The organism is Solwaraspora sp. WMMA2080 (assembly GCF_027497395.1).
In the GTDB taxonomy this organism is placed as follows: Bacteria; Actinomycetota; Actinomycetes; order Mycobacteriales; family Micromonosporaceae; genus Micromonospora_E.
On record NZ_CP114910.1, the window covers coordinates 5,512,633 to 5,533,512 of the forward strand.

Annotated in this window: 16 protein-coding genes and 1 CRISPR repeat array (1 of these 17 only partly in view); of the genes, 4 read left to right on the top strand and 12 right to left on the bottom strand. The window is 69.9% G+C overall.

Annotation, left to right across the window (positions count from 1 at the left end):
• Positions 1 to 47 precede the first annotated feature (47 nt).
• The 12 genes from O7543_RS25225 to O7543_RS25280 all read right to left on the bottom strand — a co-directional run bounded on the left by O7543_RS25225 (position 48) and on the right by O7543_RS25280 (position 12,974).
• Positions 48 to 386: a hypothetical protein gene (locus O7543_RS25225; protein ID WP_281551597.1), complete on the bottom strand. Its 339-nt coding sequence runs from the start codon at positions 384 to 386 to the stop codon at positions 48 to 50.
• A gap of 102 nt (positions 387 to 488) precedes the next feature.
• The gene (locus tag O7543_RS25230) at positions 489 to 1,001 is read right to left on the bottom strand and encodes a hypothetical protein (protein WP_281551596.1); all 513 of its coding nucleotides are present in this window, start codon (positions 999 to 1,001) and stop codon (positions 489 to 491) included.
• A 104-nt stretch (positions 1,002 to 1,105) separates the two neighbouring features.
• Positions 1,106 to 2,059 (bottom strand): hypothetical protein, encoded by a 954-nt coding sequence (locus tag O7543_RS25235; RefSeq protein ID WP_281551595.1) that lies wholly within the window; start codon positions 2,057 to 2,059, stop codon positions 1,106 to 1,108.
• Complete coding sequence (locus O7543_RS25240; protein WP_281551594.1) at positions 2,056 to 2,442, bottom strand: hypothetical protein; 387 nt, start codon at positions 2,440 to 2,442, stop codon at positions 2,056 to 2,058. The genes O7543_RS25235 and O7543_RS25240 overlap by 4 nt, the downstream gene beginning before the upstream one ends.
• A 44-nt stretch (positions 2,443 to 2,486) precedes the next feature.
• On the bottom strand, positions 2,487 to 3,353 hold the full coding sequence (locus tag O7543_RS25245; protein WP_281551593.1) for a hypothetical protein: 867 nt from the start codon (positions 3,351 to 3,353) through the stop codon (positions 2,487 to 2,489).
• Positions 3,354 to 3,515: 162 nt separating this feature from the next.
• A complete protein-coding gene (locus O7543_RS25250; protein WP_281551592.1) occupies positions 3,516 to 4,544 on the bottom strand; it encodes a hypothetical protein in 1,029 nt (342 codons plus the stop codon).
• A complete protein-coding gene (locus O7543_RS25255) occupies positions 4,541 to 5,422 on the bottom strand; it encodes a hypothetical protein (protein WP_281551591.1) in 882 nt (293 codons plus the stop codon). Before O7543_RS25255 ends, O7543_RS25250 begins: the two co-directional genes overlap by 4 nt.
• A 585-nt stretch (positions 5,423 to 6,007) precedes the next feature.
• The gene (locus O7543_RS25260; protein WP_281567272.1) at positions 6,008 to 7,087 is read right to left on the bottom strand and encodes a Gfo/Idh/MocA family oxidoreductase; all 1,080 of its coding nucleotides are present in this window, start codon (positions 7,085 to 7,087) and stop codon (positions 6,008 to 6,010) included.
• Positions 7,084 to 8,352: an aspartate aminotransferase family protein gene (locus tag O7543_RS25265; protein WP_281551590.1), complete on the bottom strand. Its 1,269-nt coding sequence runs from the start codon at positions 8,350 to 8,352 to the stop codon at positions 7,084 to 7,086. Before O7543_RS25265 ends, O7543_RS25260 begins: the two co-directional genes overlap by 4 nt.
• 10 nt (positions 8,353 to 8,362) lie before the next feature.
• The gene (locus tag O7543_RS25270) at positions 8,363 to 9,736 is read right to left on the bottom strand and encodes a formylglycine-generating enzyme family protein (RefSeq protein WP_281551589.1); all 1,374 of its coding nucleotides are present in this window, start codon (positions 9,734 to 9,736) and stop codon (positions 8,363 to 8,365) included.
• Between the two features lie 326 nt (positions 9,737 to 10,062).
• On the bottom strand, positions 10,063 to 10,737 hold the full coding sequence (locus O7543_RS25275) for an alpha/beta fold hydrolase (protein WP_281551588.1): 675 nt from the start codon (positions 10,735 to 10,737) through the stop codon (positions 10,063 to 10,065).
• 122 nt (positions 10,738 to 10,859) lie between these two features.
• A complete protein-coding gene (locus O7543_RS25280; RefSeq protein ID WP_281551587.1) occupies positions 10,860 to 12,974 on the bottom strand; it encodes an ATP-binding protein in 2,115 nt (704 codons plus the stop codon).
• A gap of 296 nt (positions 12,975 to 13,270) precedes the next feature.
• Here O7543_RS25280 and cas7u point away from each other — a divergent pair, with 296 nt between their 5' ends.
• Genes cas7u through O7543_RS25300 form a run of 4 tightly spaced genes read left to right on the top strand, consistent with a single transcriptional unit; the run spans position 13,271 to position 19,932 of the window.
• Complete coding sequence (gene cas7u, locus O7543_RS25285) at positions 13,271 to 14,449, top strand: type I-U CRISPR-associated RAMP protein Csb1/Cas7u (RefSeq protein ID WP_281551586.1); 1,179 nt, start codon at positions 13,271 to 13,273, stop codon at positions 14,447 to 14,449.
• Between the two features lie 8 nt (positions 14,450 to 14,457).
• Positions 14,458 to 15,900 (top strand): type I-U CRISPR-associated protein Csb2, encoded by a 1,443-nt coding sequence (gene csb2, locus O7543_RS25290; protein WP_281551585.1) that lies wholly within the window; start codon positions 14,458 to 14,460, stop codon positions 15,898 to 15,900.
• Positions 15,901 to 15,916: 16 nt separating this feature from the next.
• Positions 15,917 to 18,964, top strand: coding sequence for a type I-U CRISPR-associated helicase/endonuclease Cas3 (cas3u, locus tag O7543_RS25295; protein ID WP_281551584.1), 3,048 nt, complete (start codon positions 15,917 to 15,919; stop codon positions 18,962 to 18,964).
• On the top strand, positions 18,961 to 19,932 hold the full coding sequence (locus tag O7543_RS25300; RefSeq protein WP_281551583.1) for a hypothetical protein: 972 nt from the start codon (positions 18,961 to 18,963) through the stop codon (positions 19,930 to 19,932). Before cas3u ends, O7543_RS25300 begins: the two co-directional genes overlap by 4 nt.
• A gap of 278 nt (positions 19,933 to 20,210) precedes the next feature.
• Positions 20,211 to 20,880: a CRISPR direct-repeat array (repeat unit 37 nt; unit sequence CCGTCACCGGCCCTCGCGGGCCGGTCTCCATTGCGAC) (it continues 2,045 nt past the right edge of the window).

The window sequence follows — 20,880 nt, forward strand, 5'->3', positions numbered from 1 at the left end:
GGTCCGGCCTGGCTCAGGTGCCGGCCTGGCTCAGGTGCCGGCCTGGCTCAGCGGCGGCCCCGGCCCGGCGGCGCCAGCGGTGAATAGCGGATCCGCGGCCCCGCAGCCTGCTTCACTGGGGTCCGCTTCGGTCTGATCCGTTCCGAGTGTGCCTGCTCCGAGTGTGCCTGGGCCGCACGGGCCTGGTCCGGGTGGCGGGCGGCCCGGTGCCGCATCAGCAACCAGACACCGAGACCGCCGAGCAAGGCCCCCATCAGGACCGCCAGCACCAGCCGCACCGTGCCGCCGAAGACGATCTGCCCGAGTGACGCGCCGACGATCCACCGGGCGATCCACGCGCCGACCGTCGACTCCGCCACCGGACTGGTGCCCGCTGCAACCGGCATGACTGCCTCCCCTGACCACGGTATCGATCCTTGGCGTTCCCGTGCAGGCCAAGCGGAAACCATGTCGGCAACTTGACGGCGGTCACACCCCTGCCGGCCGGACTATCCGGCCGTACCGTAGATGGTGTCCTTCAAGGAGCGGACCTGGGCAAACTGGTCACGGATCAGTGCGGTGGCGGCCTGCTGCACGCGTACCGAGAATTCGTCCTCCCGGAACCGGCGCAGGCTGCCCGGCACGATCCGCACCGTCCAGTCCCGCATCCCGCGAACCTCGATCTGCACCGAACCGTCGTCGGACCGGCCTTCGGCGACGATGCCGCCCCGGGCCGACTGGTAGTCGATATCGCGCGGCCCGACCGGCGGGTCCTCGCCGGACACCGGGGTGCCGAGCGCCTCGCTGACCGCCGCCCAGTACGCCTTCATCCTGCCTGCCCACAACAGCCGGCCCAGCCCGGCCAACTGCTGCTCGACGTAGCGCTCGTCCAGCCACTGGTAGCGGCCGGCGGCGAAGGCGACCCGTACGCAGTCGCGGCCGCGCAGCTCACCGGAGATCGCGCCGCCCGGCGCGAGCGCCGTCACGTGCATGTTGTCGAGTCGATCGGCCAGCAGTCCCACGATCCGTTCCCCCAGTCTGTGTCGTCGAAGTGGGTGTGTGGAGAGGCGTTGTGGATGGTCGAGCTAAACGGTCGAGGTGGGGCGGTCGAGGTGGGCGGTCGCCGTCAGGTCGAGTAGCCCATGAACAGCGGCCCGGTCACGTCTGACTGGGTCGCGTCGGCCAGCGCCGGCCGTTTCGCGACGAAGCTGTCCCGCTGCTGCGCCACGGCCTGGCAGCAGCTGGTTAGCGCGTGGGCGATCTTCTGCTCCTGCTCGCCGATGTAGCCGTGCAGCAGCCGGATCGCATCGCGCATCGAGTCGACGACCGCCGGCGCCGTCTCACCCTGGAACCGGACCGCCGGCGGGTCGTCGGGCACCCCGGCAGCCGCCACCTGTGACGAGGCCCCGACAGCGGTCAACCCCAGCGAGAGCCCGAAGCTGACCGGGGCGAGCGCCACACCGGCCACCGCCGCCACTGACGACACCACGGTGAAGGTCATCACCCACTCGTTCTTGCCGCAGTCGTCCATCCGGTCCAGCGCGGTGATCGTGTCGTGGGCGATCTTGTCGATGTCGTCGCGCGCCCGGACCCAGATCTCCCGCTCCGCGTCCAGCGCCGCCCTGAGGACCGCGATCCCCATGAACTGGTTGTAGACGATCGACGGGAACGGGGAGATGAAGTTGCTCTTGAACTCCATCGCGGCCCGACCCGTCCAGCTCTCGATGTGGCTCTCCGCGTCAAGCATCTCGTCGAGATCGTGGTTGGCGCGGTAGCTTGCGCGGGTCACTGGATCCTCGGAGATCCATCCCGACGACAATTGCTTGAGCGCTTGGTCGACAACACTGATCCGGCTGCTGAACGCTGCTGGGTCAGGCATCTCGGCGAACGCCTGGAACAGCTCCGGAATGTCGCCGAACATCTGCTCGACCCGCTGGCGGGTCTCCTGCTCGCCGTGCCGCGGTGCCAGTTGCGGTTCACCGGCCGGGGCTGCCGGGCGCGCCCCGGACTCGGTCAGCGCCTTCAACGTCGCCTGCTGTTGGATCTCGTACGCGTGCTGCATCAGGTTGTCGAAGCTCATCCGATGTCGGCCCTCGGCTCACCGTTGACCTCCAACAACCGGGCGAACTCACTGGCCGCTTCGTAGTCGGCACGGGCGTACTCGACGGTTGCGACGCAGAGTGCGTCCGCCGTCGCTTCGATGTTGTCGGCCGTGTCGTGGCAGATCTTCGCCAGGATGTTGTGCAGCTCGACCCACGGTTGGTACGCCGGACCGTACGGCACGCCGGGCAGATTGCCTGAGCGGACGAACGCCCCGGCGACGCCGACGGCGGCAGCATCGAGAGCGTCACCGGCCGCCGAGTAGACCGCCGCCACGGTGGGGAGATTGTCCCGGCCGGCACGCCAGAGCCCGTACAGGTCCGCGCCCAATCTGCTGCCGCTGTTGGGCTCACTGTTCGTCACGTGATCCTCCATCTGCCCGTCGAATGGCCGACCCTGCCAGCCGGTTAGTTGAAGGGAGCTGCCGTCGACCACCCCGGCGAACTGGGCGCGGGGCCGAAGTCGCAGTAGGGGTAGCTCTCGGTCCGGGAGTCGTCGATGTTTGACGGAATGCCGGTGTCGATGTACGTCACCTGCTCGCGCTGGTCAGTGCCGCACCGGCCGGGTCCTTTGTCGCCGTCGATGCTGCCGCCGACGATCTGGCCGGTGGCGTCCCGGAAGATGGTGCCGACGCCCCGGGTGAACAGGCCGGTGCAGTACGGCGACGCCATCCGGTAGTACACGATCCCACTATGCGACTCCGCGTCGACGATGGTGGTGCGGTCGTGTGTGGTGGTGACCCCGGCGACCTCGTCCGGCCGGTGCTCGACCCAGGTGGTGGCACCGAGCGTGGTGTCCACCTCGACTCGGTCGGCGGCGTCGGCCGCCTCGTCGACGTACACGGCGGTGCCGACGCCGGACCGGGCACCGGGCAGCAGCAACGGCACCTCCAGCAGCACCGTCCCGCCGCCGTCTCCGACCACGACGGTGTCGCCGGCGCCGTCGCGCACGTCGAAAGAGACCCGGGTGCGGTAGGCGACGTACCTGCTGGTGTTCTCGACGATCACCCCGATGCTCGCGGTCGCCGAGCCGGGTCGACGCACCGGCGGGACGATCGTCACGCCGGATTCGACGACCCGCAGCCCGCCGCCGTCGGGTGCCTCGGCGGACGGGCCGGCGGTGCCGGTGAGTGGGCCGTCGGGTGCCTCGATACAGGACGCTGCCGGGTCGGGCTCCGAGTCGGGTGAGCAGGCGGCGGTGACGGCGGCGGCCGCGATCAGGACGACGGCGAGCGCCGCCGGCACGGTTGGCCGGAGCCGGATCGATGCGGGCATGGCGCGCCTGTTCCCCACTCTTGAGCCGATGGACTGCCGCGGTTACCCCAACGTACTACATGGACACATTCCGTAGGTGGTGCAGGGAGGTTGCGGTGACTCTAGGTGAGGATGATCAGTCTGCTGAGCTCCTGTCGTCAATCCGTCACTTTCCGGTACGGCTCAGTCGGCGATCGCCTGCTGGCCCTGCCGCAGCGCGGCGGCCATCGCATCCCGGTATCCGGACAGTTCGGTACCGTGCCGGTCGACCGCAGCGTCCAGCGCCTTCTCCCACGCCAGCCGCTGCGCCTCACGCAGGCCGGTCCGGTCGGCACATCCGGCGTCTGCGACGGCGAGCCCGATCTCCTTCTCCCGGGCCACCTCGGCCGGCCACGGGCCGCCCTCCGGCACCGGACCGCCCGGCCGCTCACCGACCGGGTAGTGGAAGTACTGGGCGAAGCGCCGGGCGTCCGCCGGGTCGAGCAGCTGCGGTTGGCCGGCCTGCTGGAGGCAGTCCGACCAGGCGGCCGTCGCCGAGGTCACGGTCGGATCGGCGGCGTAACCGGCGCGTGCCGCCTCGTCGATCACGGTCACCGGGCTCGGCGGCGCGGCGACCTTGCCGTACACAGCGGACCGGGCCTCGCCGACGCAGCCGCCGAGCGTCGGGTTGCCAGCGTCGTCGGTGAGCGTCTCGCCGTCTGCGGCACCGGTCAGCGCCTCCTGGTAGCGGCGCTCCTCGGCCGGTGACGGCCAGGTGAACCGTTCGGTGGTGGCGCCCGCACCGGCATTGGCATCGGCCTCGCCGGCGGTCTCGGCAGCTCGGATGCCGTACCCGTTCGCTTCTGCCTCGTCCAGCGTCGGTGACTGCTGCGGTGGCACGACCGCCGGCCCGGGAAGCCCGGCCGGGAGCTGGGCGGGAAACCGGTCGATGCCGGCGTCGCGCAGGCATGCTTCGGTGAGCCGGCCGACGACGGCACGTACCTGCGGGTCCATCTCCAGCGTGGCGGCGAGCAGCGGATGCTGGCCCGACACCGGATCGGATCCGGCGGGCTGCCCGCCCGAACCGGCCGGCGACTCGGCTGCCTCGTCGGATGTCGACGGCTCCGGTGAGCAGGCCGCCAGCATCGCCAGTACGCCGACCATCGCGGCGGTGGGCAGCAGCTTGCCGAGGCGTTCGTGGTGCAGCATGTTCAGACCGTCTCCGTTGATCATTGTTGCGGGTCGTCAGGGGGCGCGCAGTGCTGGTAGACCTCGGTCCGGGTGTCGGCCGCGGCCGGCGGCAGACTGCTCGGCAGCAGCGTCGACCCGGGGTGCCGGCCGGGCAGGCAGGCGTGCGGCGAGACGGCGGGGTCGAAGCCCCCGCCGACCACCGTGCCGGCGTCGTCGCGGAACACCGCGCTGGTGCCGACTGAGGTCCACTTTCGGCAGTACGGTGAGTGGACCTCGTAGGTTACCGTGGCGTCGATCTGGTCCGTACCGTGCCGCCGGGTCTCCAGATGCCGGGTGGTGATTCCGCCGGCCGTGGTTGCCGCAGCGTCTACGGCCGCGTCCCGGGTCGCATCTGGCGTGTCTGCGGTCGCTGTCGCGGTCCAGGTCGCGCCGGAGACGGTGGCGTTCACCCGGGCGACCTCGACCCGCTGGCCGTCCTCGGACCGGATCCAGAACTGGCCGCCCACGCCGACGCGTTCGCCGGGGAGGATGACCGGGATCTCCCGGGGCTGGTCGAGGATCGTGGTGAGGACTGCGGACTCACCCGCACTGTCGAGGACGTGGAAGGTCACCAGGGCACGATGCGCGGTGTGCGTACTCGTGTTGGCGACGACGGTGCCGATGCTGACCATGGAGTTGCGGGTGATCGGCGCCGAGCTGCTGCCGAGCTGGGTGAAGCCGGACTCGACCACGTCGAGCCCGTTGCCGTCCGGCGCGGCAGTGGCTGTCGCTTCCTCTGCCGCCGATGGTGTCGCTCGATCCGGCGGGCCGATGCACGGCGCGGTGGGGGTTGCGGTCGCGTCCGGCTGACCTCGCATCTGCAGGGCGACAGCCGCACCGGCGGTCACCACCGCGACGAACACCACTACGGACAGAGGCATGAGGATCTTTCGCCTTAGTCGGCTGGGATCAGGGGCATCCACGGTCGGTGTGGCCATGAAGCGTACTCCCACTTTCCAATGCGGACTGAAGGCGGCTCTGCCACGGTACAGCCTGGCAACCGTCGATGCCGACCGCAGCGCGGCCGGCTGCTCGCCGCCGCCGGTCGCAGGTGCGGGTGGGCGGCGTGCCGCTCGTCATGGCTCCCGGGGCAGGTGTCGCCACAGTCTTGATGCCACAGGTGCATCAAGATGCACCTGTGGCATCAACCCCGAAGGCATACCAGCCCGCCGGCCGGTAACGCTGCGTACAACTTCGGCCCCCTCGCCTGTGACGACGGCTCATCTGTCGGGACGGATTCCAACGGGATCCCGAGTGGGGTCGGCACGCTCCCACTCACCTTCGTGGAAGTGGTTCGCGAACACCATGTGGTTGGTGTTCTCGAGGTAGCGCTTGCGGCGCTGAAGGCGGCCACCCGTGTACGTCCATCAGTGACGATTAAGGCATGCCAGACGCTTATCCGGTCCCGATCCTGGGCAGGAACGTCGCCCGAGACCAGGCACCCGACCATCGGTGGCAGATCGGCCTTACGGCGATGATTTGCCCGAGCGGATTGCTCGCCACCTGGCACCCGCTTGGTGTGGCAGGTCCGTCCTTGCGCGATCGTGGGTGCCGACCGAATGCCACCGACCGCCGGCTCGGGCGGAGGCGTAGGCGGCGGCGATCACCTCCGCGACGGTCAGCGCGGGCGCAGCCAGCGCCCGTACATCGCTTGCGGAGACGACGTGGCGGAGTACCTCGCGAGCCATCTCCGGCATCCAGTCAGCGTGGGTGTGACCGTTCCTGGTCTGAGCCGGGACCGGTCCGGTGACCCGGCCGCCAGGCACCGCACCCGACTGGCCGTCGAGGACGACTGCAGCGGTGCCGTACTCGCCGATGACCCGGTACGCGGTCCGTCTGCTGACCGCACGCCAGTCGAGCGTGACCATCGCGGTGAGACCGCCGCCGAGGCGTAGCCGCAACTCGCTCCAATCATCGATGCCGGAAGCGCCGTACCGGATCCGGCAGGACACCTGGCGGATCTGCCGGTCGCAGAGCCACTCGGTGAGGTACACGCAGTGTGCGCCGTGATCGACCAGGATTCCGCCACCTGCGACGCCACGGTCGCTGCGCCAGCCGGGTCGCCAGTCCGAGATGCCGGGGGCAGGCCGGGTGCGGTCGATGGTGATCTCGACCCGCTGCGGCCGACCGATGCGTGCTGGTGAGCACTGTTCGCGTAGCGCGTTCAGGACCGGCGCAAAGAGGTAGTTGTGTCCAGGGAAGATGATCCGGGCCCGAGCGCTGGCGAGGTCGATCAGTCGTCGGCCGTTGACCGGGTCGAGGAAGACGGGCTTTTCGCAGAAGACATGCGCACCGCGCAGCAAAGACTCTTCGATGTACGTCTCGTGGCTGCTCGGCGGGGTGCAGATCAGCGCCAGGTCGACCTCGGCGCTGAGCTCGGTCAACGACCCGACGACCTCTGCGTGAGGGTGGTGGCGACAGGCGATCCGTCGCCTCGTCGGAGTCGAGTCCACGACCGCGACGACAGCCGCGTCCGGCATGGCGGAATAGCAGCGTGCATGGGCCTCGCCGCAGCGGCCGTAGCCAACCACCGCGACTCTGATCACTGCTCGTCCCAGTGCCGTCGGAGCACTTCGGACAGGGTGTCGGCAGCCGCCATCAGTTCGGCCTCGTCAGCGGTCAGCGGCGGGTACAACCGGAGCGTACGCCCTCCGGTCATGACCAGGACCCCGGCGCTGAGCAACTGGTGGAAGACGTGGCGCAGTTGCTCCTTGTTGGCGATGTCCAACTCGATCCCGATCGCGAGGCCCCGGCCGCGCACCTCGGCGACCGGTGGAAGATCGACCAGGCATTCCGAGAGCCGAGCGAGCAGCCGTTCGCCGAGCAGGCGCGCCCGACCGGCCAGATCCTGCTCCCGCACGGCCTCGGCGACAACCGCGACGGCCCGGCAGGCCAGAGGGAATCCGCCGTAGCTCGACGAACTCGCGCTGGGCGCGCCGAACGGTCCGCGTTGCATGAGTTCCAGCGACGAGCAGACTGCGGACACCGGGTAGCCGTTACCGAGCCCTTTGCCGAGCACCATGATGTCCGGGCGTACGTCTGGGCGGTCGCTGGCGAAAACCTCGCCGGTACGCCCCATGCCGGTCATCGACTCGTCGGCGATGAGCAGCGCTTCATGCTCGTCGGCGAGTTGCCGGAGTCGGGCCAGATAGCCGGCTGGCGGCACCACGTTGCCGGCCCGGCCCTGCACCGGTTCGACGAGTACGGCGGCGAGTGCGCCGCTGGACTGCTCCCGCAGGACGTCGCGTGCCAGGTCGACGCAGGCGAAGTCGCAGCTGGGATAGGACAGGCGCAGGGGACATCGGGCGCAGTCGGCGTACGGGGCACTGATGCTTCCAGGCACCGGCGGGCCGAGGCCGTTGCGGGCACCGCTGGTGTGGGCGAGGCTGCCCATGGTCCGGCCATGGAACGACTGCCAGAACGAAAGGATCTCGTACCGTCCGGTGGCGGACTTCGCCAGCCGGATGGCGGCCTCGACCGCTTCGCTGCCGCTGCTGTAGAGCTGGATGCGGTTGAGCTGCTCAGGCAGCAGACGCTGGAGCTGCCGCCCCATGTCCCGTCGGGCGTCCGATCCGTGGGCACCGATCGTCCAGCGTTGCAACTGATCTGCCATCGCCCGGACATAGCCGGGGTGCGAGTGACCGAGCAGGTTGACACCGGCGGAACCCATGAGATCGGTGACGCGACTACCGTCCGGCTGGATCAACTGCATGCCGCGAGCCTCGGCGATAACCAGTCCTGCCCATCCAACGGCCTCGGAGATCCCAGGACCCAGGACAGGATCCTCGGCCGAGAACGAGTCGGCACCCACTGTCGCCCGGCTATCCCGTACGCCGGACGACCGCGACGCGGAATCCGGTCGCCGGATGTCGTTGGGTAGCGAGCATCTGGTTGCGGGTGTAGGAGTTGGCGCACTCCGTACCGTAGTGGTAGGCGCCGCCGCGGATGACGTACCGCGCGTCGGGCGACGAGCCGTTCGCTTCCCGACCGTCGTCGGCCCGGTACGGGTAGTGGTATTCCGGTTGCCGTCCGGAGGCGCCCCACCTGCTGCGGGTCCACTCCGACACGTTGCCGATCAGATCCTGGCACCCTGCTGCGCTGTCGCCCTGGGGCGAGAACCGGCCCGGCGCGACGACCTCGTCGAGGCCGGTGGCGCGGATGTTCGTCCGGCGACCGTGAGGGTCGGCGGCGCTACCCCACGGGTAGGGATCGCCCCGCCCGTTACCGGCGGCGTACTCCCATTCGGCTTCGCTGGGTAGCACGACGCGCTGGTCTGCGGTCAGCCGGCCGATGGCCTGCAGATGTCGGGTGAGCCAGTCGCAGTAACGGACGGCGTCGTGCCAGGACACCATCACCACCGGCAGGTCGGGCTCATCCCACAGATGATTCTCACCGGTGACCCAGTGTCCGGGACAAGGCCCGTCAGTGGATGCGACGAACGCCAGGTACTGGCGGTTGGTCACCACTGTGCGGGCCAGCTCGAACGGCGGGAGTAGGAGCAGGTGCCGGGGCCGGCACGAGCTGAACCTGCTGTCTGGCGAGTCGAAGCCGATGACGACCTCGCCACCGGGGTGGGACACGAAGTCGGGCAGGGCCGGCCGGTGCAGTGCGTCGCTGATCCCGGCGGCCGAAATCCGCCCGTTGTCGAGGAGTTCCTGCAGCGTGGGCTGCTCTGACCGGCGGTCCATGGAGTCCGCGTAGCTGCGCACCTCGTCGGCGGTGTCGTGGGTGGCAACCCGCTGCAGACAGATCCGCGCGTACACGCTGCTGGGCGCGAGAGTGGCCAGTTCTGCGACGGCGTCGAGACGCGACCCTGCGTGCGGTGAGTAGAGGTCCTCGCGCACGTAGTCGGGCAGCTGCTCTTCGGGGTATTTCCCGCTGAGAACGATCGGTCGGTCGACGGTGCTGACATGCACCGCTACCCCGCTGGCCCGGGTGCGGTCCGCCGCACGGTGCAAAACCTCGTTCAGCGGCCGGAGCTCGCCGGAAGCGGCCAGGTCGCCGAGTTCGGCGGCGAGGGCGTCGTGGCAGGCGTGCCCGACTGCGGCTGCCGGCCCGGGGATGGACGCCAGCAGGTGCACGCCGGGTATCGGCGACAGCGGTGCGCTCCCGGTCGGCGCGGTGGTGAGATCGGCGCAGATCACGACGCTTCCTGTCGCGTCGCAGCCGTGCAGCCCGGCGACCAGGTCGGCCATCGGCAACATACTGCCGGGACGACCCGGCACGGAGTTCGGGAGTACGAGGGAAACCAGGCCACCGGTCCTGCGGTCAAAGTGCACGACGTGACCGGCCAACGCCACGAGCAGCATGCCGGCGCCGCCAAGTTCCCGAACTGCGGCTCTGACCGCCCGGAGCGTGCCGGTCGGACTGCCGAACTGCCCGGACCTGAGCACGACCGGGCGCACGTCGAAGTGCTGACGCAGCTGCCACTGGAGGTCCTCGCCGGTCCTGCCACCGCGTTGACCGGGGATGGTGGGAAAGGCCGAGGACCGCTGGGGTGCGAGAAAGAGTGCTCCGACTGTCAGAGATGGGCCGCGATCCATGTCACCGTCTCGCGGTGGACGATTTCTCTCTCGTGCGGCCGTTCCAGACAATGATCGCCGCCGTCGATGACAACCACCTTCCTCGCTCCGCCGACGAGCTCGGCCGCTCGCACGCTCTGCTGGAAAGGTACCTCCCGGTCGGCCGTGCCGTGAATGAACAACACCGGTGTGGCGAGGCCGACGAGCGGCGCACTGACATCTACGACCTGTTGTAGTTCGTGGAGGAAGTCCAAGCCGATCTGCTCGCCGTCGATCTCGGAAAATCCCTCATGTTCTGCCACTTCGAGGTGGGCTGGGTGCAGGTAGGACTCGAAGGTGCCGTCCAGCAGCCAGATGGCCGGCCACAGCATGACAATCGCCTTGTACGCCGGATCGAGGTCGCTCAGGCCGATGGTGGCCCCGAAACTCTCGCCGATCAACACCCACGCGCCCGGCCGGAATCTCTCGTCGACGAACTTTCGCACAGCGCGCATCTCATGAACCTGCCGGCGGATGGTCATGTCGCGGTAGCGGCCGGTGCTCTCGCCGCAGCCCCTGAAGTCGAACCGCACCGACGCGATGCCAAGCTCGGCGAGTTGCCGAGCAAGGTTCGCGTACAGCTGCTCGGGTCCGTCCTTCTCGCCGCCGGGTCCACCGTGCAGCATCAGCACCATGCATCTGCCTGCCCTGCCTGTCGGCTGCGTCACCACCGTTGCGAGTTCGTCATCTTCAACACTGACGCGATACCGCAACTCCTCCGCTGTAGCTGGCATGCTCTGAGCCCTCCCGGTGTATCTCAATCGCCACCTACGGTCATTTCGGTGAATCGGATTCTCGGTTTCCGGAACACAACAAGCCACAACCACGGCCAGAACAGGGCGCGGACTGCGTACCTTGCTAGTGCCTCCGCCTCGGCCTGCTCGCCGATCAGCGACAAGCTGTGAGCGTCGGCCGCTGCCTGGAGCGCGTACCTCCTGGCCCTGATCATCCGACCTTGGAACAGGTGTAGGCGAGCATCTGTCAGGTCGACTCTCACCAACTGGCGTACATCGCGGTACCTGACAGCGATGCGGCGTGCCTGATCGAGAAGCAGCATGGCGTCCTGAAAAGCGCCACCCATCATGGTGACTTCGGCGAGATCACGAATCGCGTAGGCCTTGCCCCGCTCCCAGGGCAGCTCTTCGCATGAGTCGAGGAACCGCCGTACGGTCCGTGCACACTGATCGACTCGACCCAGATGCCAGTAGGCGGCCCCGACCAGCGACTGAATGTCGATCATGTTGTTGAAGTCGCCGACGGACCGGGCCATCTCCTCGGCGTCCTCACCGGCGTTCTTGACGACAGCCAGCGCCTCGACCGCCTTGCCGGCTCGGAAGAGTTGAAACCCGACACATCTGAGCTGACGTGCGATTTCCTTGACCGAACCGATCTCGCGGGCGATGCGGAGGCCGAGATCGGCGGTACGGGCAGCGGCTGCCTCTTCGCCCCGGATGGCATGCGTCGACGAGATCACGGACAACGCGAGCGAGCGTTCTTCGCTCTGCCCGCGTGCCGTCGCCGCCTGGTAGGCCACCCAGCCGAGGTCGATCCGATCATCGAAGAGCCCCAGCGTGAAGAAGATGTCGAGGGTGACTTCGAAGAGCTTGAAGCTCTGCTCGAACGCTCTGTTGTGGTGCCGATCCCGGATGAGCAGTCGGATGGCGTCGAGGTGGGCTTCAGCGCCGGACGCATCCTCCCAGTGCTGGCCGAACCGACTGATGAAGTGGTCGGCGAGGCAGGTCGCGATTCCGTTGAGCTCCTCCTGTGACGTGTGGTTGAGCACGAACAGGCGTAGCGCTGCCGAGCAGGTATAGAAGGTGGTGTCATGCCGCTGATGTGAGGAGATCAGCCCGTCCGACCACAAGCGTTCCGCGAGGTCCTCAACCTCGCCCTGCGGCAGATTGAGAGCAACGCATAGCTGCTCCGCGTTCGCGCTTCCGTTAAGGAATGCGCAAACGCTCAGCAGGCTTCGCCCGGTCGTACTGATGTCATGCCACACCGCAGTGAACAACGCGTCAGTCAGCTGTGTGGATCCGGCCTCCAGCTGACCTAATCTGATCGAGAAACTCCGGCCTTCGTGTGCACACGCCAGAGCGAAGAGTTCGATCGCTCGCGGGTTCCCTCCCAACAGCTCGTGTAACCGGGACAGCGTCGCTCGGTCGGCGTTGAGGATGTCGGTCACGCCGCGGCGGGTCGCCTCCCGGATCAGCAGCTCCTCTGTGTATCTCTGTTGAAGTTCCTGGAGCATTACACGTGGTGCCGGCAGCCGGCCCGGGGTGTTCGCGCTGACGATAGCAAGGGATCCACTCGGCAGGGTCCGTAGAAAGTCGACCAGGTGGTGGGCGTCCGTCGCAGTGAGCCGCAGATTGTCGATGACCAGTACCGCCGGGTGACTGGCGAGAAACGCGCGCAGCACCTCTGCCTTGTGCTCTGCTGGTGCCGCAGACAAAGTTGGGTCGCCGGCGGCCAACCCGAGGGTACGAGCGAGATCGGCAAGGCCGAGCGCGCCGTTGTGCGCGTCGAACCAGACGAGCGAGGCGTATGCCCGTGCCTTCTGCCGGCCGGTGCCGCGCTGCGCTAGCCGGTGGGCCACCTCGGTGGCCAGCGCACTTTTCCCGGCACCAATGCTGCCCTCAATGGAGACGAGGTACTCGCCACGGTCGAGATGCTGCAGGACCTGGGCAACCTCGTCGGTACGGTCGACGAGCTGAGTGCGTGAGGGCAGCAGGATCTTGGGTGGTTGGCGCCTCGGCTGTCCGCCACGGCGCCATCGTCCGATCAACGGGGGCAGGGCGAGTACCGCCGCGATGACCGCCAGCAGCGCGGAGAGCAGGCCGAGCAGCTCGTTGACACCAGCGGTGATGCCATCCACAGCCGTGACGCCACCTTAAGCACCAGAAGGTCGGTCAACGCCCTCGACGTCGCGAAGGTCGTACCAGTCTGCGGGAGGTGCTTACGGTGCGCAATGGCCTAGTCGCCGAACAGTCACTGACCTGCGCCGTTGGAGATCAAGGTAGACGGAGGTCTGCAAGGCGCAGCGGTCCGTCCGAGGTGGCGCCTCCGCGCAGCGGCTGTGGTGGGCAGTGACTTGTCCCCGTTCGACAGAATGTCGGACCCACGGGGTAGACATGCTCGATCACTTTCCACGTCACTTATGGAGTGCCACTGATGTCGCTTGCTGACCGCCTGCTCGACGCGGTTCACGAAGATCGTTCGTATGCGGGCATCGTGTTCAACGGGGTGTACCAGCCGGTGGGCGGGCCGGGCGGCAAGATCATGCCGCCGACTTTCCCGATACCCGACCGGGAGAAGGCCGCCGCCCAACGCGAAGGCCGGGAGCCGGTGCCGTACGCGGTCGAACGCCGGCTCATCGACGAGACGCTGTGCGACACCGTCATCGTCGACCAGGTGCCGTCGCAGGCCAACCGGGTCGAGGAGGCGTTGCTGGCGGCGCGCGACGGCGGCCGCCTCGACCTGCCGATCTTCGAGCTGACCATGAAAGAGGAAGGCGTACGGCTGACCTCGTTGGACTTCCCGCACCGGTATGCCGACGCCTACCTGCGCGACAGCGACGTGAACGGCGAGCGATTCGACCGTAGCCCGGTCGGCAAGGCGCTACGCTCGACCTCGGCCACCGACGTACGCCCGCTGTACCAGCGGGAACCGTATTCGTTGATCTTTGGGGCCTGGGATTCGCATCGTAAGGGGCGGTGGCCGAAGTTCCCCCGCGTCTACTCGTCGTCGATGTTCGGTATCGACTGGTCGATCGGGGACCGGCGGGCCGGCAAGGTCGACCCGGTCAACCTGACCGGCGCCATCGACGACAAGGGCAAGGCCGAGCGCGACTGGCGTTTCCTGCCGGAGGGCACGAAAGCCAAAGGCGGCAAGCTCAGCGAGATCGGGCATGGGCACATCGCGCCCAACACTGTGCACGGCGGGGTGACGGTGCGGGAGATCCGGCGGTACGGCTGGATCTCGCTGGCCGGTCTGGAGCGGCTGCGCTTCGGTGACGCGTCGGCCGAAGCGGCGACCGCAGCTCGGGCGACGCTCGCCGCCCTGGCCCTGGTCGGCGACCGGCTCGCCTTCGGTCGGGCCTCGCTGTGGCTGCGGTCCGGCTGTGACCTGACCCGCCATCGCGAGACCGTCTCCTTCGAAGGCGACGGCGGCTCGCTCGACCCGGTCGACGTGTCGACGGCCGAGGCGATCGAAGCCTTCCGGGAGCTGCGCAGCCGGGCAGCCGCCGCCGGGGTTCGGATGGACGACGACGTCATCGCGATCACCCCGATCAAGCCGCTCGCTGAGGCGATCCGGCACGCCCTCACCCAGTCCGTGGCAGAAGAGGCGTAGGTCCGGTGGTGCTGAGTATCACCGTACGGCTGAGGCAGGCCCGCTACGACGCGGCGGCGACCACACCCGTCGACGCGGAGTGGCCACCGCATCCAGCACGCCTGTTCAACGCGTTGGTCGCCGCCGTCGAGCACGGCAGCGGCAGCCCGGCCGAGTCCGCTGACCTGGCGGCGCTGCGCTGGCTGGAGCAGGCCGGCCCACCACTGGTCGCGGCGGTCGCGCCGACCGACGTGCACACCAGCGTCCGCAGCGGCTTCGTGGTCACCAACGCGACCGAGGCCAACGCTGGCAGCACGTTCTGGCCCGGCCGTACCAACCGTTCGAGCAGCCGCAGCAGCGCGCTGCCCGCCGACGACCGGGTCGCTTTCGTCTGGCCGGCCGCCGCACCCGACGACGGCGTGCTGTGGCGGCTGACCCGGCTGGCCCGGCGGGTGCCGTACCTGGGCCGGTCCACCGGCAACATCGAGATCACCGTGCACGACGAGCAGGTGCCGCACCGCCCGAGGTGGACGACGTACCAGCCGACCCGCATCGGCGCGCCGAGGTCGATCGAGCTGCGGGTGCCGTACCCCGGCTACACCGACCAGCTGATCGCCGCGTACGACAACGGGCAGCGGGCCTGGGAAACCGCGCGGTCGATCGCGTACGCGGTGGGCAGACCGCCGGAGCCCGACGAGCCGCCAGCACCGGCCGACGCGACCGGCCCGTACCGGACGCTGCTGGTGTGGCCGGTGCGGCGCGGGCACGTGCCGATCCGCGGCGACCGGATCCTGCAGGTCGCCGGCCTGCTGCGACGCACCGTGATGGACCGGGTGGCTGACCCGCTGCCGGCCCAGGTCAGCGGGCACGGCGCCGACGGCCGACCGCACCTGGCGTACCTGCCGCTGCTCGACATCGGCCACCGCCACGCAGACGGACACCTGCTCGGCGTCGCCGTCGCGCTGCCCACCGACCTGCCCGACACCGACCGCCGGGCGGTGCTGGCCGGACTGTTCGGCCGCACCGGCGACGACCCGATCCGGACCCTCACCGGCAACCAGTTCGGCCCGGTGCGGCTCGCTGACCCGGCTGAGCCGCCGACGACCTGGGGTGTGCGCGCCGACCGGTGGACCGGGCCGCCGCCCGGCGTACACCGATGGGTGACCGCCAGCCCGATGATGCTGGACCATTTCCCGAACCGCAGCCGCAGCGCCGCCGACATCGTCGCCGACGGGCTCGTCACCGCCGGCTATCCCCGGCCGGCGTCGGTGACCGTGCTCGACGCCCCGGTGCTGCGCGGCGCGATCAGCGCACCCCGGCGCGGCACCCTGCCGAAGCAGCGGCCGTCCCGACCACTGGTGCACTGCCGGATCAGCTTCGGCGAACCGGTACGCGGCCCGGTCATCGCCGGTGCCCTGCGCTACCTCGGCTGCGGCGTGTTCGTCCCGGAGGTGCCCGTTGCCCAACGATGAGCAAGCGGAGCGAACAATGCCCGGCACCGGCCGACAGGCCACCACCGAGGAGCTGACCGCCGCACACTTCGCCGACTTCGTCGCCGAGGCACACGGCGGACGCCGGCCGTTCCCCTGGCAGCAGGCGCTGCTCGACCGGATCCTCGCCGACGGGCGCTGGCCCGACGTCATCGACGTACCGACCGGGCTCGGCAAGACGACCGTGCTCGACGTCGCCGTGTTCGTCGCCGCGCTGCGCCCCGACCTCGCGCCCCGGCGGACGTTCTTCGTCGTCGACCGACGCCTCGTGGTCGACGAAGCCCACGAACACGCCACCGCCATCCAGCAGGCGCTGGGGGCGGATGCCGCCGGGCCGGTGTGCCGCGCGGTCGCCGACCGGCTGCGCGCCGTGGGTGACCCCGGTGAGGTGCTGACCGTCGCCCGGATGCGCGGCGGCGTCACCTGGGACCGCGTCTGGTTGGAACGCCCGGACCGGCGGGCGATCATCACCGGCACCATCGACCAGGTCGGCAGCCGGCTGCTGTTCCGGGGGTACGGGGTCAGCGAGTACGCGCGCAGCATCGACGCGGCGCTCGTCGGCACCGACAGCCTGATCGTCGTCGACGAAGCCCACCTGGCCACCGCGTTCCACACCACCGCCCGCGCGGCGTTCGACCTGGACCGGTGGCCGATCGCCCGCCGGCCGGTGCTGGTCACCATGTCGGCGACCAACCTGGCCGACGACGACCGACCGGCGGCCCCCGACATCGGTACGCCACCGCCGGCCCCCGACATCGGTACGCCGACGGTGCACACGATCAGCGCCGCCGACCTCGACCACCCGGATGCGGGGCAACGGTTGCGGGCCGGCAAACGGTTACGCCTCGTCCAGGTCGACACCAACCGGCGCAAGGCCGCCACCGAGGTGCCGCAGGTGATGGCCGACCTCGCCGTACGGCTGGCCGACCGGGGCGTGGTGGCCGTCGTCGCCAACACGGTCGCCCGCGCCCGCGCCGTGTTCGACCGGCTGCCGGCCGGCACCGACGCCGTCCTGCTGACCGGGCGGATCCGCCCGATCGACCGGGACCTGCTGCTGAAACGCCACTACCAGCGGATCAAGGTTGGCCGCGACCGCTCCGACGACCGCCCGTTCATCGTCGTGGCGACCCAGACGATCGAGGTCGGCGCCAACATCGACGCCGACGCGCTGATCAGCGAATCAGCCCCGCTGCCGGCGCTGATCCAGCGACTCGGCCGACTCAACCGGCTCGGCCAGCACAACGCACCGGCCCCCGCGTACCTGGTGCACGACAGCACCGTCGACGCCGACGACCCGGTCTACGGGTCCGCCCGTCTCGCCACCTGGCAGTGGCTCGCCGGCCGGATCACACCAGCTGCGCCGGCCACCCCCCACCACGGCGAGTTCCGCGACGTGTCGCCGGCCGCGCTGCGCGACCTGCGCGCCCAGGCCCCGGCCGCAGCCGTCACCGCCGGCGAACGGTACGTGCCACTGCTCAACCAGGGCACTTTGGACGCCTGGACCCGCAGCTCACCCACCCCGCACCCGGACCCGCCGGTCGCCCCCTATCTGCACGGCATCGGCACCGAGCCGCCCGCCGTCACCGTCATCTGGCGAGCCGGGCTGCCCGCCGATGAGACCGAACACTGGCCGGCCACGATCGACATCGTGCCGCCGGTCGCCGACGAAGCCATCGAGGTGCCGATCCACGCGATACGCCGGCTGCTGACCGGCACGGACCCGGCCGACCTGACCGCCGACGTCGACCTCGCGGCCGCGCCGGACGAGCCGACCCCGACAACCGGCGGTACGGCCGACCGGCTGGTGCTGCGCTACCCGCGCCGGGGCGGCGGCGAGGTGATCCGCGCGGCCCAGATCCGGCCCGGCGACACCATCGTCCTACCCGTCGAGTACGGCGGCTGCGACCAGTTCGGCTGGCACCCGGCCAGCCGGGAACCGGTCGTCGACGTCGCAGACCTGGCCCGCCGCCGAGGCCGACCACTGCTGCGCCTCGGCGCCCACCTGCGCCCACTCGTCGTCAGCTACCGGCCCGACCCGCAGCAGCCGCTGACCCCTGACATCGAAGCGGCCCTCGACGCGCTGCTCGCCGCACCGACCGCAGACCAGGACCCGACCGACCCGGCCGGCTACCGCGAACTCCTTCGGGCGCTCGCCACCGCGCTGACCACCGACCATCCGCTGCACGACCGCACCCTGCAACCCCTGCTCGACACCGACCTGCACGTCACCCGTACCGCCACGGTCCTCGACGCCGAGACCGGCCGGAGCTGGCAGCCGCCGTTCCCGGTGCTGCTCACCACCGCCCGACAACCAGCGGCCCGGCAACCAGCCGGCGGCCAGAGTCCCGGCTACCGGCAGGCCGAGGACGACTCGGAAGCGGGCAGCTCCGCCAGCGCGTACCCCGGTCGGCGCATCCACCTCGACGACCATCAACGGGCGGTCGCCGCCCGCGCCGCCGAAATGGCCCGCAACCTCGGCCTGCCCGCGCCACTGACCGCCAGCGTCGAATCCGCCGCCCGCTGGCACGACGACGGCAAACGCGACATCCGCTTCCAGGCGATGCTGCACGCCGGCCGACCGGAGCTCGCCGAGCTCGCCCCACAGCCACTGGCCAAATCCGGCCTCGACCCGGCGAACCTCGCCGAAGCGCGACGCGCCCAACACGCCGCCGGCTACCCACCAGGGATGCGACATGAAGCTCTGTCGGCGCGGGTCGCCGCCGCCCGACTGGCCGGGCACACCGGCGACCACGACCCGGAGCTGGTCGTGCACCTGGTCGCCAGCCACCACGGCCGTAACCGTCCACTGCTGCCGCCGGTCGTCGACGACCGGCCGATCAAGGTCGCCGTGCCGGGTCTGCTGCCGCTGTTCGACTCCGCCGACACCGTCGACTGGTCCGCCCCGGCCCGGTTCGCCCACCTCAACGACACGTACGGCCGGTGGGGTCTGGCACTGCTGGAAACCGTCGTGCGACTGGCCGACATCTGGGCGTCCGCCCGCGACGAGGAAACGCCCGCTGGCGACCAGGAAGGGACAGCCCTGTGACCGACCCGATCGAGCTGCCGGCTCTGGACGGGCGGGACCCGCTCGGGTTCCTCGCCGCGCTGGGCACCCTGCGGCTCCTGGCCGACCACCACGATCCCGTCACCGCGCTGTCGTTCGACGACCGGACCGCCGTCGCCCGACTGCACAGCCGCAGGCTGACCGCACTGGATGACCTGGTGTCCACGATCGTCGGCATCCTCGACACCATCCCGCCCGACGGGGTGATCCCTGGCGTGCCGGCAACCTTCCCCGCGTCGAAGGTCGGCGTCGCGGCCGACCCGATGCGGGTCGCCCGCGACGAGTTCCGGACTGCGGCCGGCACGCTCACCGGCGGCGAACCGGCCGCCGCACGGTGGCTGGCCGCCCTCGTCACCGACCTGGCCGCCGACGCGAAAGGCCGCGCCGCACTCACCCCGTACACCGCGCCCGCCGGTCAGCAGAGCCTGCGCTCGCTCTTCGCTAAACCCCTCGAAGAGGTACGCAAAGACCCGACGACACTGATCCGACAGGCGTTCACCGGCTGGCGGCGCGTCGACGGCTACACCGGCGAATACCTCGACCACCGTGTGGTACGCGGCGCGGCCGACCACCCGTCCGGCAAGTCCGTCGAAGCCGGCGTGCCCGGTGCCACCTGGCTGGCCATCATGGCGCTGTCGATGCTGCGGCTGACCGGCGACGGCAGCACCGTCGCAGCAACGGGCTGGCATCAGGTGCCCGGCCGACGCCAGCCGGTCATGCTGTGGCCACTGTGGCGGCAACCTCTCGACCGGTACGCCGTCACCGCTCTGCTGGAGCACCGCGACCTGCGACTGGGCGACGGCGTCACCGTCAACCCGGCCAGGTGGGCGCCGCTCGGCGTCTTCACCGTGGCCGCCGCCGCCCGCCGACCCGTCGAGGGCCGCAAATCAGCCGGCGTGCTCGCCCCGATCCCGGTCACCATCAACGGCCCGACACCCACGAAACCGTGACAACAGGGCGTACGGGTCACCAGCCACCACAGCGACGCCAGCGATTACGTCGGTGCCGCCGAGTACGCTGACCTCACTTCCACCGCGTGGACGGTCACGGAGTCGTTTGATTGACAAATGAACAGATGCGCCCGATACGTCCACCGACCTCGGAACCCCCGGTGGACACGCCTCACGCGGGAGGTTCCGAACCCGGATATGCAGCCAAACCGGACCAACCAGACCGGCAACTCGATTGAACTCCATCGCGAACTGGCTATATAGCCAGTTCGCGAGCTCCGTCACCGGCCCTCGCGGGCCGGTCTCCATTGCGACCAGCACGGCCGGACGGCCCACTGGGAGCAGGCCGGCCCCGTCACCGGCCCTCGCGGGCCGGTCTCCATTGCGACACGGGCGGTGTTGATACTCTCTTGCGCAGACACGGTCTCCGTCACCGGCCCTCGCGGGCCGGTCTCCATTGCGACGAGACAGTGAGAGCGGTGATGTCTACGTCGGCGGACCGTCACCGGCCCTCGCGGGCCGGTCTCCATTGCGACCCGTGTACGGGCCCGCAACCCCCATGCCGTCGGGGTTCCGTCACCGGCCCTCGCGGGCCGGTCTCCATTGCGACATTCTCGACAAGGAAGGCAACCGCACCACCGGCGACGCCCCGTCACCGGCCCTCGCGGGCCGGTCTCCATTGCGACCGCCGTACCGCCACGACAGCGGCCCATAGTTGGTTTCGCCGTCACCGGCCCTCGCGGGCCGGACTCCATTGCGACCTTCCGGAGAGGTGAATGGCGCCCAGCGCGGAGCGCCCGTCACCGGCCCTCGCGGGCCGGTCTCCATTGCGACTCGGGGGTGACCGTCGGGTCCGGGTAGGTGATGTACCCGTCACCGGCCCTCGCGGGCCGGTCTCCATTGCGACTGCTTCTGGGCCATCCCTTACCCCCCGGCCGCCTGCCCGTC